The organism is Methylovorus sp. SPW-M1 (genome assembly GCF_053848825.1).
On record NZ_CM132626.1, the window covers coordinates 1,862,380 to 1,877,678 of the forward strand.

12 protein-coding genes are annotated in these 15,299 nt (G+C 57.3%); 6 read left to right on the forward strand and 6 right to left on the reverse strand.

The features are described from left to right. Positions 1 to 5,700 (reverse strand): alpha-2-macroglobulin family protein, encoded by a 5,700-nt coding sequence (locus ACWWD9_RS08725; RefSeq protein ID WP_455866799.1) that lies wholly within the window; start codon positions 5,698 to 5,700, stop codon positions 1 to 3. 108 nt (positions 5,701 to 5,808) lie between these two features. After that, positions 5,809 to 6,258, reverse strand: a complete 450-nt coding sequence (locus ACWWD9_RS08730) for a hypothetical protein (RefSeq protein WP_455866800.1) — start codon at positions 6,256 to 6,258, stop codon at positions 5,809 to 5,811. Positions 6,259 to 6,437: 179 nt separating this feature from the next. Between ACWWD9_RS08730 and ACWWD9_RS08735 the strand changes: the two genes are divergently transcribed. Further along, positions 6,438 to 7,367, forward strand: coding sequence for a YihY/virulence factor BrkB family protein (locus ACWWD9_RS08735; protein WP_159355821.1), 930 nt, complete (start codon positions 6,438 to 6,440; stop codon positions 7,365 to 7,367). On the opposite strand, the gene ACWWD9_RS08740 is transcribed toward ACWWD9_RS08735, so the two are convergent. Then, a complete protein-coding gene (locus tag ACWWD9_RS08740) occupies positions 7,364 to 8,194 on the reverse strand; it encodes a class I SAM-dependent methyltransferase (protein WP_455866801.1) in 831 nt (276 codons plus the stop codon). The genes ACWWD9_RS08735 and ACWWD9_RS08740 overlap by 4 nt on opposite strands. 220 nt (positions 8,195 to 8,414) lie before the next feature. Between ACWWD9_RS08740 and ACWWD9_RS08745 the strand changes: the two genes are divergently transcribed. The 5 genes from ACWWD9_RS08745 to ylqF all read left to right on the forward strand — a co-directional run bounded on the left by ACWWD9_RS08745 (position 8,415) and on the right by ylqF (position 12,190). Further along, entirely contained in the window at positions 8,415 to 9,296 is an 882-nt protein-coding gene (locus ACWWD9_RS08745) for a DUF6662 family protein (RefSeq protein WP_013441913.1), read from the forward strand. Positions 9,297 to 9,374: 78 nt separating this feature from the next. Beyond that, positions 9,375 to 9,917: an FMN-binding protein gene (locus ACWWD9_RS08750; RefSeq protein WP_455866802.1), complete on the forward strand. Its 543-nt coding sequence runs from the start codon at positions 9,375 to 9,377 to the stop codon at positions 9,915 to 9,917. Beyond that, a complete protein-coding gene (locus ACWWD9_RS08755) occupies positions 9,892 to 10,731 on the forward strand; it encodes an FAD:protein FMN transferase (protein WP_455866803.1) in 840 nt (279 codons plus the stop codon). The genes ACWWD9_RS08750 and ACWWD9_RS08755 overlap by 26 nt, the downstream gene beginning before the upstream one ends. A gap of 12 nt (positions 10,732 to 10,743) precedes the next feature. Then, on the forward strand, positions 10,744 to 11,160 hold the full coding sequence (locus ACWWD9_RS08760) for a hypothetical protein (RefSeq protein WP_238525359.1): 417 nt from the start codon (positions 10,744 to 10,746) through the stop codon (positions 11,158 to 11,160). 73 nt (positions 11,161 to 11,233) lie between these two features. Further along, on the forward strand, positions 11,234 to 12,190 hold the full coding sequence (gene ylqF, locus ACWWD9_RS08765; protein WP_015829835.1) for a ribosome biogenesis GTPase YlqF: 957 nt from the start codon (positions 11,234 to 11,236) through the stop codon (positions 12,188 to 12,190). Between the two features lie 34 nt (positions 12,191 to 12,224). Here the strand turns inward: ylqF and ACWWD9_RS08770 are convergent, their stop codons facing one another. The 3 genes from ACWWD9_RS08770 to ACWWD9_RS08780 all read right to left on the reverse strand — a co-directional run bounded on the left by ACWWD9_RS08770 (position 12,225) and on the right by ACWWD9_RS08780 (position 15,221). Further along, entirely contained in the window at positions 12,225 to 13,385 is a 1,161-nt protein-coding gene (locus tag ACWWD9_RS08770) for a diguanylate cyclase domain-containing protein (RefSeq protein ID WP_455866804.1), read from the reverse strand. A gap of 159 nt (positions 13,386 to 13,544) precedes the next feature. Continuing rightward, a complete protein-coding gene (locus ACWWD9_RS08775) occupies positions 13,545 to 13,994 on the reverse strand; it encodes an MEKHLA domain-containing protein (protein WP_455868148.1) in 450 nt (149 codons plus the stop codon). A 30-nt stretch (positions 13,995 to 14,024) separates the two neighbouring features. Beyond that, positions 14,025 to 15,221: a GGDEF domain-containing protein gene (locus ACWWD9_RS08780; protein WP_455866805.1), complete on the reverse strand. Its 1,197-nt coding sequence runs from the start codon at positions 15,219 to 15,221 to the stop codon at positions 14,025 to 14,027. Positions 15,222 to 15,299: the final 78 nt, after the last annotated feature.

A 15,299-nucleotide genomic window follows, 5' to 3' on the forward strand; every position in this document is an offset into this window, starting at 1 on the left:
CTAGCGCACATCCAGCTTGGCATTCGGCAGCTGACCAAACACTTCGGGTGCATACATGGCCTCTACCCGCGTTGGCGGCAGGCTGAAGGTGCCGGGGTTATTGAGCCTTACGGTGTATTCGTACCAGAAGTGCCCCTGTGGGGCGAACTCGTAATACGCCCGGAAAAATGCCAACCCACGTTCGGTGTAGCTGGGTGCCAGGCTATCTTCATTGGCCTGGTTTTCACCCGCCTGGGCAATACGCGAATCTCGCGCCGTGTTGCCCAGAATGCTGGCGCCAGCCGGTATCGGATCGGTCAGCACCACCCAGCTGAGATCATGCTGGCTGTCGACATCCACCCGTATACGCATCAGGTCACCGCGACTCCACTGCCCCGGCACTTTCTGCTCAATCGCCGTCACCCGGCGCTGAATGCGGTAGCCATTGCTGGCCGGTTTATCGGGGATAGCCGCCGTCACCAGCAGATTAAGCCAGGGCTTGCCGGTGCCGCTATGCGTCACTTGCAGATTAGAGGTTGGCGCAGATGCCCATGGCAGGAACAGGCTGGCGGCCGTGGCCTGGGCGGGCCAGTCGTAACGTTTTTGCTGCGCGCCCAGCGTGGCTTGCGTCAGCCCGCTAACCGGCTCGGACTCAAATTGCCGACTGAATTTCTGCAAGGCCAGACGGCCCCAGGCATTAGCGAGCGTGGTATGCCAGTGGCCCTTGTGCTGGCGCATGAGCGCACCGCGCAGCATGGCGGGCATATCCGCCTTCCACGCCGGGTCATCCATCAGCAAGGCGGTCAGGCGTGTGGCATTCACTTCGCCATCCACCATGGCCCACCACCATGCGTCATTTTCCTCGCTATCAAAGCTCAGGCGGCCGCCCACGTTCTGCAGGCGATTGTGCAACTCGCGCGACACCTGCTGCAGGCGCTCATCACGCTGGCTGGCATCCGGCACATGGCGCAAGATGGCATACCAGTCGATCAGGCTGGTGGTCGGCATCTGGATGGGCTTGAACTCGAACGCCTCGAGCGAACGGCCATGCACACTGCCGGTATACGACAAAGCCGCCAGCGCCGACAGCCGACGCTCGTTCAGGTAGCGATTACTGCCGCCATACCAGCCATGCGGCTGATTGCGCCCCTCAACAAAATCCAGCAGCGCCGTGCGCATGCCCTGCTCCACCGAGGGCGGCAAGGTCACAGCGTTTTCATAGGCCATGGTCAGCACATAGGCCGTGAGCGCATCACTGCCGTATGCCATGCCGGGGAAATACGCCAGATAGCCCTGCGCATCCTGATAGCCCGCCAGCTGTTTGGCGATGGTTTGCCAGCGCGTGGGGTCCATGAGACCGGTAGCAATCGAGGTCTGCTGCTCCAGGCAGTTGAACGGGTAAGCGTTGAAGTAGCGCTCTATGCCTGCCGTCTGCTGCCCGAGGCTGGCACTGAGCTTGAGCTGCAACCCGCCCTTGCCAAGGATGGCCCCGGCAGGCAAGGTGGTCGGCAGGTTCAAGGGCTGCTCCAGCTGCATGAAGCTGGCCTGCTGCACCGTCACTGGCACACGCGGCAACACCTTTTGCGGAATTTCCAGCCTGTCCAGCGGCTTGCCCTGATCATCCAGCGCTTCTATGGTCCAGCGTTGCGACGTGCTGTTATCCGGTACTTCCACCGGCCAACGCAGCTCCTGCGCCGCCCCGGCAGCCAGCGTCACTGCTTGCGATGTCCACTGTTTTTGCTCGGTGCGCGCATTGAGTTTCAGCGACATCGGCTTGGCGGTGGTGTTACGCAACGTGATGATGGCCTGATAACGATCATTTTCACGCACCATGGGCGGCAGGCCGGAGGTCAGCTGCAAGGCCTGCCGGCTGACGATTTCCGCCTGCCCGGTACCAAAGTAGCCTTGGTCCACATCGGCAATCGCCACCACCTTGAATGCGGTCAAGGCATCATTGACGCGGAAGCGCACCGTCGCCATGCCCTGATTATCAAGCTTGACGCGCGGGTTCCAGTACAGCAGCGTGTTGAACAGCTCGCGCGTGGCGAATTTGCCACCACCTCCGCCCGCAGGCAGCGCTTTCTTGCCATAGTGACGTTTGCCGACGACCTGCATCTGCGCGCTGGCCGTGTTGATGAGGTAGGCCCGCTCGTCCATCATGTTGTCGAGCAGGTTCCAGCTGCTATTGGGAGATAACTCCAGCAAGGCCCTGTCCACTGCCACCAGCGCCACTTCAGCACCTGCGGGCGCCGGTTTGCCATTGGGCAGCCGCACCTTGATCTTGGCGGTGACCATGTCGCGTGGGCGATACTCCTGCTTGTCGGTCTGCACATCGACTTTGAGACGCGCACCATCCGTCCCCACCGCGATATGGGTCAGGCCAAACTTGAAGGCGGGCTTGGCGAGATCAACCAGCGCTGTGGGCTGCGGCATGCCATCGCGCCAGGCCTGCCACCAGTCCACCGGGCTATGCCAGCCCCACTGGAAGAAGCTGTACCACGGCACCTCGGTCAGGCGACCGCGCACCGCCAGCACCGAGACATACACATTCGGCCCCCAGCTGTCTTCAATCGGAATCTCCACCACAGCATTGCGCCGGTACAGCGTTCGCACCATGGTCTTGATGATGCCTTCGCGCTCCACCGCAATCAGCGCCGTGGCCTGATGGAATGGCGTGTGTACCTGCAAACGGGCGGTTTCGCCAACCTTGTATTCGCGTTTTTCCGGGATCACTTCCATGCGGTCCTGATCGCCCTGCGCATACCAGATATCAGCGGCATCGCTCACCCAGAAACCGCTCTCGGCCACCATGTGCCGCCCGGCATCGTCCACCGCGCGTGCCGTCAGGGCTATCCGTCCGCTGCCCTTGATATCCACCTGGCATTGCACCAGGCCCTGAGCATCACTCACGCCCTGGCATAACGTGCCAAGGTCTTCGCTACCCTGCTCGGTTTCGTAGCTGTAAAAACCGCCAAGGATGCGCTTGCGATGCACAAAATCCCACTTGCGCTCGCCGTGCAGGGTGACCTTCACACCTGCTCTGGGTTTGCCTGCGGTATCCAGCACCACGGCCTGCACCTTGCGCCTGGCTTGCATGCCTGCCCAATCCTTCACCTGCAGCCCCAGCGCCAGACTGGCAGGCCAGATATCGGTAGTACCCGACAGCGTCTGTATCTCGCCATTGGGGTCGGTGAAGGTCATTTCCGTCTGCAATTGCAGCGGCTGCCCGGCGGCATTGCCCACAGCAGTCACCGGCACTTGCAGGCGACCGCTGCCCAGGCGGTCCAGCTTGATTGCCTGGCGGTCGAGCACCAGCTTCTGCAGCGGCTCGCCACGCAGCCGCGCACCGAAACTGAAGTCAGGATAGTCAGCAAAAGAGTACTGCCCCGCGTTCAACATGGCGGATACCTGCACCTGCTGGCCACTGGCCGCGCCGCCATTCAGGTAATTGAGCGATAGCCGCACCGGGATGGCACTGGCGCCGGCGTAGCGCATTTTTTCGGACTGCACGCTGCCCTTGTAAGCGGGCAGGCGGAATTCAGACACCCGGAACTGGCCGACATAGTCCCACTGCCCGGCCATCTTGATGCCATAACTGCCGATGGGGGCATCCTCTGGAATCTGCCATTGCGTGGTGGCATCGCCACGTGCATCCCATTCCAGCGGCATATCCACCGAATAATCACCGCCGATCAGTTCCAGCGTCACGCTGTCTGGCAAGGACTCGTTGGGGTAACGGAAGCCGCGGAAATCCTCCATCCGCGCGATATGTTTCATGGACACGGTTTCGCCCGCGCGCAGCATGGTGCGGTCGAGGATGGTCTGCATCTTGAGGCCTTGCTGCGGGGCCCAGGTGCGCACATTAAAGCGCCATGGCTCTATGCCCCTATCCCAGTCGGACTGCACAAAGGAAAAATCTTCGCCCAATTTGGCAGTGGCAAAGTACACCCAGGCGCCGGGGCACTTGTGATGCTCCGGCATGGCCTCAGGGTAGCCCGCAACGCCCTGGGCATCGGTTTTGCCCTGCCAGAAGCGGTGGCCCTGGCAATCCAGCAAGGCAACGTCAGCGCCTGCAACCGGCTTGCCGCTGGAGAGCGAGGTCACCCAGACCAGACTGTTGTCGCGGCCGGTCTTGAGGTGCACCGCCATATCCGTCACCAGCGCCTGGCTGCGCACATACATGGGCTTGGCCTCGCTCAGCAGAGCATTGCCCAGCACCTGGCTGCGAATTTCCACCACGTAAAATCCGGGCTTTTGCAGCGGAATACCGACAACTTCAAACGCCTTGCCATTGGCCGGTCTGGGCATGGCATGTTCCGGCGCAGTATCGTAACGGCCCTCCAGGAAAGACAGTTCGCGCGGATACAACATATCCGTGTAAGGCCTGAATTCTTCGACCGTATCGCCATCGAGCGTGCGCTGTTTCATGCGGGGTGATGGTTTGTTGACTTCACGGGTCTGGCTTTCAAAGCGCCGCAGATCCGCCATCACCTGCAAGGCCACTTCCGGATCCTGCTGGCGCAGCACGCGCATGCCGATGCGGCTTTCCATGTTACGGATGGTGACGGGCAGAACGCCGCCTTCTTTCAGCTCCAGCACGCCAAAATTGGCAGCAAATTTGGCCAGTGGCGGCAGCAGCGCCGTGCGCAGCTTGAGTGGAAAGCTGCTGGCATTGCTCAGCGTGCGGCCGCTGGTATCACGCAGATTCCTGGGCAAGGTCAGCTCATAGGCTGCACCCGGCTTGAATGGGCCTTTGAACAGCACGCTGCTGAGCTGATCCTGCTCTGCCACATGGTAGGAAGACGCCGCGCCGGGACGCTGGGCATTGAGTGCCTTGGCACGCGCGGGGCTGATCTCCATGGGCGCCTGGGATTTGCCCGCGCCGACCAGCCGTATCTGCTCCAGCTGTGCCAGGCTGACCGATTCACTGAAACGCAGCTCGATATCGGACAAAGGCGAGCATGGCGCGTTCGGCTTTTCGCGCGTGCAGCTCAGCTCGGCGCGAAACACCGGCCGCACCTGATAGGTTACCGACTCGCGCTGGGTGGACTTGCCGCCCGACATGCTTTCAATACCGGCATCCCACACCAGCTGCATGCGGCTACCCGGCGCCAGAGGGCGCTGGCAACGCAGACCCAGCGCGGGGGACGACATGTCCAGCTGCAAGGTTTGCAGCGCCGTCTTCAGCTGGGCCGCCGACAATGTGCGCACGGGAATGCGCTCGCTCACGCCCTCCGGGGCGCACCAGGCATGCTGCTCCGCGCTTTGCGGCTTGATGGCAAACGGTGTCTCGACGATGAACACCTGGTCTTCTTCAATCGGGTTGTACGACTCCGGCAGCACATGCTTCAGCCACGGCCCGGCCATGAAAAAACGGAACGGTATCGTCCCGGCATAGGCCTCGCCATCCAGCGACTTGAGATCGCGGCGCGGGGTGAACTGGCACTGCGCACCGGCATCCAGCTTGCCGCTCAGACGATAAACCCAGGTACGGCTATCCTGCCAGCGCCCTTCCCCTGACACCGGGCAGTCAATATCAAATGGAGCCGCCGCTTCCGCATCGCCCAGCTTCACCATGTCCACATTGAAAATCGCGGTGGCCTGATTGACCTTGCGCACCTCGCCCTGCGGTGAGAAATCGCGTACCTCAACCGCGGCAGAGGCCAGCCCGTGCATCAAGAGTCCACTGAGCAGGACAAACATGGAGGAAATTTTCAGCATGAGCAAGGCTCTCCTGGCGAATAGATAACGACAACAAGCTGAGGCTTATTGTCCAGGGTGATGGTGAATTCTGTGTGATGTTAAGACGGGCGCCCCGACATCCAGTGCTTACTTGATCACACAGTCTTCAAGCCCGGTGTTGCCGCCCTTGAACTCAGGCTCGAAATAGAATTTGTGAAAGCGCCATTTGCCCGCTTTGGTTTTCTTCATGACGGCAATGCCGGTGCCGTAATCATGCGTGGTCGGGTCCTGCAGGCCAAAGTGCATGGCAACATGGCGGCCGTTGGCGGCAGCGTGACCGAGGTAGGTGCCGTAGTCCGGCACTTCCAGCTTGAAATCATAACTGGCATAGCTGCCGCGGCTGTGTTCGGGCTTGAGGGTCATGGTGACAGTGCCGGTATAAGCTCCCTCATGTGCATCATCGCCCGTGCATTGGTATACGCCGCTGAAATCCTCGCCGGTGAATTTGCCTGCCGAGGCCTTGGCCTTGGCCTGCGCCTGCAGCGGCACTGCAATGGAAACCAGAAGCATGAGACTAGCCAATGAAAAACGCGACATACCTTCCCCTTTTTTGAAAAATGACGATGATCCTGCATGGCCCCTTGGCCAGCCCCAGGCACAGTGAACGGCACAGTAAAAGCAGCGGAACTCACTGGCGGGTGCATTATCGAATTATCATACCTCTACCTGCATGAATAATCTGTAGCAACCCTCTGTTACCACCATGGGAGTCCTCTTTGCATTCTGTTTTCAAACCATTTGGCTCGGCATTGCGCTATCTCAATTGCATGCGCCAGCTCTTCACCAGTGCCATCGTTGCCTGGTTTGCCCACCGCGCCACCAGCAAGGGCGCGGCCCTGGCGTTTTATACGATTTTTTCGCTCACCCCCATTCTGGTGCTGGTGATTGCCGTAACCGGTTATTTTCTGGGCGAACAAGCCGCCCAGGGCCATGTGATTGAAGAGTTGTCCATGCTGGTCGGCGAAAGCGGTGCACGCGTGATCAGTTCGCTGCTGGCAGCCTCCAGCAACCATACGTCGGGCATGATTGCCTCGGTGGTCGCGGCATTGCTGATTTTCATCGGGGCCACCACGGTATTTGCCGAGCTGAAGGCCAGCCTGGATGAAATCTGGGAAGTGGAGAAAGCCGTCGTCAGCAATAAACATGCATTCAAGCAACTGCTGATCACGCGCCTGACCTCGTTCGGCCTGATCATCATCCTGTCTGCCTTGCTGATGAGCTCATTGCTGGCGAGCGCCGGGCTGGGGCTGATCGAGCATTACGCCAATTATTTCCTGGGGGGCTATCTGGATTTCCTGCTGCAGCACATGGCGATTTTCAAATACATCTCGACCCTGCTGTCGTTTGCGGTGATTACCGCCATGTTTGCCGTGGTCTACAAGATGCTGCCGGATGTGCGGCTGTCGTGGTCGGATGTGGTGGTGGGCGCCGTGCTCACGGCCTTGCTGTTTGGCCTGGGGAAATTGCTGATCGGCATGTATCTGAGCCGCAGCGGCATTTCATCCAGCTTTGGCGCGGCGGGCTCGCTGATCGCGCTGTTGCTGTGGATTTATTACTCCGCGCAGATTTTCTTTTTTGGCGCCGAGGTCACCCGGCAATTTGCCCTCACCTACGGCAGCCTGAAAGAACAAAACGACCAGCCCTAAACCTCCGCTGGCATAAAGCGGGAGCGCAAATCTTCCAGATTGAGCTCCTGCAGTATCTGCTCCAGCCGCTCGCGCGCATTGCGCCGCGGATTATTCTTGTAACGGGCAATGATCAGCTCGTTTTTCATGGAATGCTCCCAGCCGACCAGCTCGGTCACCGTCACCTGATAGCCATGCGCCTCAAGCTGCAGGCAGCGCAGCACATTGGTGATCTGGCTGCCAAATTCGCGGGTATGTATCGGGTGACGCCAGATTTCCGATAGCGGCGTTTTACAAAAGGACTCATTCTTGCGCTTGCGCAGCACCTCGGCCACTTCCGCCTGGCAGCACGGCACCAGCACCATGAATTGCGCCTGCTTTTGCAGACCAAACTGTATCGCATCATCCGTGGCGGTATTGCAGGCATGCAGCGCCGTCACGATTTCCACTTTTGGCGGCAAGGCCGTCGACCGCATGGCGTCTTCCACCGACAAATGATGGAACTGCATGCGCGCGAACCCCAGATCGGACGCCAACTGACGGGATTTTTCCACCAGCTCGGCGCGGGTTTCCACCCCCACCACCTGCCCGGCCGCCTGCTGCTTCATGAAGAGATCGTAAAGAATAAAGCCCAGATAGGATTTACCCGCCCCATGATCCACCAGCATGGGCGAAGGATTGCCCTGCATGACTTCCTGCAGCAAAGGCTCAATGAACTGGTAGAGGTGATACACCTGCTTCAGCTTGCGTCGCGTGTCCTGGTTGAGCTTGCCGTCGCGCGTCAGGATGTGCAGCTCCTTGAGCAGGGCGATGGATTGATTGGGGTGGATTTCTGGAATGAGCGTCATGGCGGCATTTTATCATCCTCTGGTAGCGACTTTATTGACTGTTGTTTGCTTGCAACGCAGCAGGCTTGTCAGCTATTCAAAAAATGTAAATTCACTTGTGCATTCTTGAAAACAAGAACTATTCTCAAATATAATAATACCCATAACTAAATAAGTGTTAATACACAAAATTAAGGTATGCCAACCATACCGCCTCATCATCAAATAGTCAGGAAAAAACATGAATATCAATAGGGTTGTATTATTGGCACTGGGTGCTCTTGTCTTCATTAGCCCGGCAGTGCACGCAGGCGAAGGCAATTTTGGCTGGATTTACACACTGGATTTACAGCCTAAAGGCAGCTATGAGTTTGAGCAGCGCATGCAGTGGAACCATCGCCAGGAAGCTGGGCGTTACGAAGATTTCGATATGCGCAGTGAAATCGAATATGGCCTGTCGGACAATCTGCAAATCGCGGGTTACGTCAATACCAACTACGTCAATGCCAACCAGAATGACCGTTTTGGCGAGACAGCAGGCTCCCGCATTCCCGAAAGCATAGACACATCCAAAAGCTATAGTAAGTTCCGTTATGAGAGTGTGGCTGCGGAACTGATCTGGCGGATTACCAACCCCTATACCGACTGGATTGGCATTGGTGTTTACTTCGAGCCAACCCTGGGCTACGACAACAAATCCTTTGAATATCGCCTGCTGCTGCAAAAAAACCTGATGGATGACAAGCTTATTCTTGCCAGCAACCTGGTCTTTGAAACGGAGCGCGACGAGGTGGCTACCAACACCAATCCGGAAAAAGCATCCCACGCCGACCTGCTGATGGGGGCCAGCTATCGCTTCGCACCCAAATGGTCAGGTGGCCTGGAATACCGCTACCACAATGATTTTTCTGGCTATTTTTACCAGAATGTCACTCAGCACGCTCACTTCATTGGCCCCAACCTGCACTACGGTACCCAGAAATGGTGGGCAACTGTGGCATGGCGCCATCAGCTCAAGTCAGGGTCATGCATGAATGCTGGCGAGTTTGAATGCTCCAGTGGTTATGTGAATGACGACCATGGCCGCGACGAATTCATGTTCAAATTCGGCATTCCCCTTTAATTTCTCATGGGGCAACTGGCTTGCCAGCATGCGTATGCGGGCAAGCCAGCCCATTAACCTGTTAAAGGACAGACCATCATGTCTTCCAATCGCCTGCCACTGGCGCTTTTTGGTGTTTGCCTGGTTGCCTCGCAATCATCGTATGCCGAGGTCTTTTTCACGGCTGAAACCGTGCAAAAAGCGCTATACCCGCACGCCTCCCGCTTTGAGGCTAAAAATCTGAGCCTGACGCCTGAACAAATCAAAAAAGTAGAGGACAGCTCCCCCACCAGCACGCCCATCCCCACGCACCTTTTTGAGGTGTTTGAGGGTGACAGGCATGTGGGCTATCTGGTCATCGACAAGGTATTGGGGCGGCATGAATTCATCACCTATGCAGTCGCCCTCAACCTGGCAGGCGAAGTTCAGGGCATAGAAGTCATGGAGTATCTGGAAAGCTACGGCCAGCAAATCCGCAATGAGAAATGGCGGGCGCAGTTCACTGGCAAAAAGAAAACCGACGCCATCAAGCTCAACGGAGACATACAGAACATTGCCGGGGCCACCTTGTCCTGCAAGCACATTACCGAGGGCATACGCCGCATGCTCACGCTTTATGACGTTGCCATTAGAAAAACATAAACGCGCCACTATCGCGCTAGGTACGATAGTGGAGGTCAGCCTCTGGCTTGAACCCGGCACCGATCCTTCTCCATTATTTGAGACAGCCTATCAGGCCATTCGGCAAGTGCATGCCCTGATGAGCGTACATGACGACCACAGCGATCTTGGCCGCTACCGTCTGGCAAGCGCTGGAGAGCTGATAACGATTCATGCCCATACCCTCCAGGTTCTGGAGTTTGCTGAAACCCTGTGGAGCTTAAGCGATGGCATGTTTGATGTATGCATCGGCGACGTGCTGGCCCGTGCAGCTTATCTGCCGGAAGAATGGATCACCACAATGCCCCAAGATTTTTCACCTCGACAGCCCTTGGAAATCACCCCTCATGAAGATGGGACGGCCAGTCTCAAAAAGCAGGCAAACACGCTGATTGATCTGGGCGGCATCGCCAAAGGCTATGCGGTCGACTTGGCCATTGAAGCTTTACAGGCAATGGGCGTGCCTTCAGCACTGATCAACGCGGGTGGGGATATGCGAATCTATGGCACGACAGAAGCACCGATACACCGCCGGCAGCATCAGATGTATGTACCGCTGGGCTATCTGCACAATCAGGCGCTGGCAACTTCCGGCCAGCCTAGCAATCGTGACACCGCCTTGGACCAGCTGCCGATTGTCGACCCCAATACCCGGGAATGCCTACCCGCGCTCGCCCATCCGATCAGCATAGTGGCGAATACCGCGATGGCGGCTGACGCTCTGACCAAGCTGGCATGGTTAAATGCATTGAATCCAGCCCTGCTGGAGCGCTATCATGCCCGCCTCATCCACTGATTGTGCAAGCTGATGCGTCCCTCCCGATTCACCAAAAAAATACTGTATCCATCCCTGCTCCTGATCGCCATTTCCGGCATTACATGGCTGATCGGGCACTATTTTCTGGAAATCCAGGGTGAATTCGGCCCGGAAAAGCATCCGCTTGAAATCTGGTCGCTGCGTTTACATGGTTTTTTTGCCATGTTTGGCCTGCTCTGCCTCGGCATGTTGCTGGAGCATCATATCAAGACGTATCTCAAGCACCCCAAGCGCTGGTGGACAGGCCTGCCTCTGCTGGCAGTGTGGATATGGCTGGTCATCAGCGGCTATCTGCTTTACTACCTCATCGATGATCAATGGCACAATGCGTTCAGCCTCGGGCACTGGATCGTTGGTCTAATTTCGGTTTTGGCGGCATACTTGCACATTGTTGGCAAAAAATACTAGCCAGCATCCATACATTACATCCTTAAAACCGCACGCTGCCTGGCGTGCGCATCATCATTGGCGGTTCTGAATAATGGCAATACAGTGGTTTCCCGGACATATGACCTCGGCAAAGAAAAAAGCAGCCGAGACCATGGAGCATATCGACATCGTGATCGAGGTGCTGGATGCGCGGGTGCCAGAAGCCAGCCATAACCCCATGATTGAAGAGCTGCGCCTGTTCCGGCAGCGGCCCAACCTCAAGATTCTGAACAAGGCCGACCTGGCCGACCCTGCCGTCACCCAGGCCTGGCTCAATTACTTCAACAAGCAGCCTGGCGTGAAAGCGGTGGCGCTTTCGTGTAAAAAACCGGGGGACGCCGGCAAGATCCCCGGCCTGTGCAAAGCCCTCGCGCCGCACCGCGGTACCAATCTCAAGCCCTTGCGCATGATGATCATGGGCATCCCCAACGTAGGCAAATCTACGCTCATGAATGCGCTGCTGAATCGCCGCATTGCCAAGGTAGGTGACGAGCCCGCCGTGACCAAAAGCCAGCAGCGCTTTGACCTGAACGACCAGATGAGCATCACCGACACCCCCGGCATGATGTGGCCCAAGATTCAGTATGAGTCTGACGGCTATATGCTGGCTGCCAGCCATGCCATTGGCCGCAATGCGGTGATTGATGAAGATGTGGCGGTGTTTTTGGCTGGCCTGCTGCTGGAACGCTACCCCGCCCTGCTCAATGCCCGTTACAAGATAGACGTGAGTGGGATGGATGCAGTGGATGTACTGGAAGCCGTGGCCAAGCGCCGGGCTTACCGGCTGAAAGGCGGTGAGTTTGACATGGAAAAAACCGCCATGGCCTTTCTGGTGGACTACCGCTCCGGCGCCCTGGGCCGTATCAGCCTGGAAACGCCAGATACCCGTCAGCAGATGATGCAGGCGGCAAAGCAGGCCATAGAGGATGCTGCCGAAGAAGCGGCGCAGGCCAAAGCCCGCCAACAGCCACAAGACGGCTCAGCTGAAAACGACAGCCCGGAACACTAAGGTCTCCACTTAACCGCAGGACGCACCTCGCGTATCAATCCTGCGAAAACACCAGGCGGTTCTTGCCGTTTTTCTTCGCCTGATACATGGCACGGTCAGCGGCATCCAGTAACTCATCCGCCTCCTGACCATCCATGGGATAACAGCTGATACCAATGCTGACGCCCAGCAGCTGGTGCTGCCCATCAATGGTAAACGGCTGGTTGATATAGCGAATGATGCGATTGCCCAAACCGCCGATTTCACTGACAGACCGGTAGTTGTGCACCAGCACGACAAACTCATCGCCACCCAGGCGGGCGATAAAATCAGACTCCCGCAAGGCATTCTTGAAACGCTCGGTGGCAAACTTCAGGGCAAGGTCTCCGCCATCATGGCCGTGCCGGTCATTGATTTCCTTGAAGCCATCCAGATCAAGGTAAAACAGCGAAAACGGCTGGCCGCTGCGCTTTGAGAGGAAAATCTGTCGCCGGAAATAGCTTTCGAAGTAGCGGCGATTGGGCAAACCGGTGAGCGAATCATGGTAAGCATCATGACTCATTTCCTCCGCCGTGGTCTGGGAAGTGGACGCGATTTCAAACAGGCGCACTGTTTTGTAATAGGCGCCGGTAAAGAGTCCGATCACGGTCAGCAGCAACAAGGCAGCGCCGCCCATGGTCTGCTTTAGCGCGCGACGGGAGGCATCACTCAACTCGGCTTTGCGACGCTGCAACAGGTCATCGATATCTTCCAGCTCGGTGTCTATCCTGTCCATGATATTGACGCCGATCTTGGCCGAGTTGAGATGGGGGGCATACGCGCCGGAATTTATCTCGGTCTGGATGGAGGCTTCTGTCACCCGCAGCTTGATCTCGACCAGTTTGCTGACATCCTCAAAGCGATGCTTGATGTCCGGCACGTCGATCATTTGCACATTCATGGTGTGGGTGATGCGCTTGATATCAGCCTTGCCCTTGCGATAGTTCTCCAGGAAACGCACATTCTGGGTAAGCAGATAACCGCGCTGCCCGGTCTCGACCTGGACAATCGCCTTGTGCAGCTTGATGGCCTCAATGCGCAGCACGTCAGTCTGCTCGGCCTGCCGCGAAATATGCACCAGATGGATCGCGGCAAACAACAAGCCAGCCAGGGCTGCGCTAAGCAGCACGGACGCCAGGATAAAAGGCCGAATAATCTGTTTTTTATAATCGAGCACGTTAAATTATGTCTACCGTTATGGTTCGATCTGTATCAGCGCACGAATGGCTTACCCGCAGGGAATGTTCCACATATCCATCCCTTGTTGGACAGGGCCTGGTCCAGTGATTCATTAATATCGGCTGCATCCCCCATAAACTTGATGCCACCGACCATGCTAAAGCGCATGCCAGTCGTGTATGCAGGCCGCCTGGCCCCGGTATACCCCCTCTGCATCATGCAGATTCCACACCGTGGCCCGGGTGATCATGAAACGACACCCATCGCCAGTCACCCGCACGCCAGCATAATCATCGACATAGCCATCCCTTGCGACACGTTGCAACAAGGCCGCGCGCGCTTCGCGCACCATGGGCTCGGCAGACAGTCTGGAGGGCAAGTGCACAAAGTGCTCCCAGTCATAGCCAAACAAGGTCTGCGCCTGCAGATTGGCATAGTTGAATATGGGGTCAGCGGCCGTGTCGTGCGAAACGATGGCCACATCGGCTGCGTAAAGCGACTCGGCGAGCAGCGCGTCATTGGGCATGTCGCCCTGCCCTTGGGCAATCAGCGGGCGGCCTGTCAGCCGCAGGTAACTGCTGCACAGCAAATGACTGTGGGCATGCATGAAAGGCGAGTGGATAAAGGCAGACACAGATTACGCTGCCTGCAGATTCAGTCCTGACAGGCTGGAATACGCCACGCCCTGATTACGCCCGGCTTTTTTGGCGGCATACAGGGCCGCATCCGCCGAAGCCAGCAGACTGCGGAAATCATAGCCAGCCAGCCTTGCACAGGTGATGCCTACACTGACGGTAAACTGGAGCGTGACTGGCCCCTGAACAATACGCAGGGACTCAACCGATTGCCGTATGCGCTCGGCACACTGTATGCCTTCCTGCTCGGTGGAGCCTGGCAGCAGCAGGCAGAATTCCTCGCCACCGTAGCGGGCCAGCACATCTTCTTCCCGGGTCTGGGTTTTGATTTGCCGGGTGAGCTGACGCAGCACCTCGTCGCCAACCGGATGGCCCCAGCGGTCATTGATGTGCTTGAAAAGATCAATGTCCAGCAAGAGCATGACCAGGCCGCTGTCATTGCGGCGGCCAAAACTGGCCAGACGCCGTGCCGCCTCTTCCAGACCGCGCCGGTTCAGAATACCGGTCAGCGCATCGTAATGCGCATACTGCTCAAGCTCAGAGGATTTGCGAAAACTCACCATCATCACCAGACCAAAGGTGACCAACATCTGCAGCATGCTGCCAACCAGCAAGGTCAGCACATTCGGTTGCCATCCCATGGGGTGATCAAGAATAGGCCCCTCGGCAAACAGCGCACTGATGCCGCGATACGCCATCAGCAGGGCCATGATAAAGAAAATGACAGCGGTGATCTGGCAGGTGATGCGCTCGGCGGGCGCACGCGCCGGTTTGATGGAAAACTGATACAACAGCCCTGCCGACGCAACATGCAGAAACACGACCCCCATGGAATTGACAAACACCGTAAGCGGCTGGCTCCTGAAGAAACCCAGGGTGAAAACATCCAGCAGCAGCAGGCCACAGACCATCACGAAGGGAAAGTAATAGCGCACCTTTTGTCCGGTATAGCGTCGTATCCCCAGCAGGCGCACCGATTGCCCGAACACCATCAGCGACAGGATCAGCGAAACCCAATGCTGAATGTCATCATAATGGAACATCACAAACATCATGGCAAAGCTGATGGAGAGATTGCCGGCAGCCCAGTATTCCGGGCCGCGGATACCATGAAAACGCATGAAAATAAGCAGTCCTGACATGCAGAATGTCAGCAAGGTAGCCATGACAACCATGGTCTTGAAATCCAAGCCTAACATTACGGATTCATTGTCCTTTTATTGGTTCTTTTTTAGTTAGTTCACACTATGCCACAAGCAATGCTTGCTGGCATCAAA

Coding starts and splice junctions, on each gene's coding strand:
- ACWWD9_RS08725 (WP_455866799.1), bottom strand. CDS start 5,700: ATGCTGAAAATTTCCTCCATGTTTGTCCTGCTCAGTGGACTCTTGATG.
- ACWWD9_RS08730 (WP_455866800.1), bottom strand. CDS start 6,258: ATGTCGCGTTTTTCATTGGCTAGTCTCATGCTTCTGGTTTCCATTGCA.
- ACWWD9_RS08740 (WP_455866801.1), bottom strand. CDS start 8,194: ATGACGCTCATTCCAGAAATCCACCCCAATCAATCCATCGCCCTGCTC.
- ACWWD9_RS08745 (WP_013441913.1), top strand. CDS start 8,415: ATGAATATCAATAGGGTTGTATTATTGGCACTGGGTGCTCTTGTCTTC.
- ACWWD9_RS08750 (WP_455866802.1), top strand. CDS start 9,375: ATGTCTTCCAATCGCCTGCCACTGGCGCTTTTTGGTGTTTGCCTGGTT.
- ACWWD9_RS08755 (WP_455866803.1), top strand. CDS start 9,892: ATGACGTTGCCATTAGAAAAACATAAACGCGCCACTATCGCGCTAGGT.
- ACWWD9_RS08760 (WP_238525359.1), top strand. CDS start 10,744: ATGCGTCCCTCCCGATTCACCAAAAAAATACTGTATCCATCCCTGCTC.
- ylqF (WP_015829835.1), top strand. CDS start 11,234: ATGGCAATACAGTGGTTTCCCGGACATATGACCTCGGCAAAGAAAAAA.
- ACWWD9_RS08775 (WP_455868148.1), bottom strand. CDS start 13,994: ATGCATGCCCACAGTCATTTGCTGTGCAGCAGTTACCTGCGGCTGACA.
- ACWWD9_RS08780 (WP_455866805.1), bottom strand. CDS start 15,221: ATGTTAGGCTTGGATTTCAAGACCATGGTTGTCATGGCTACCTTGCTG.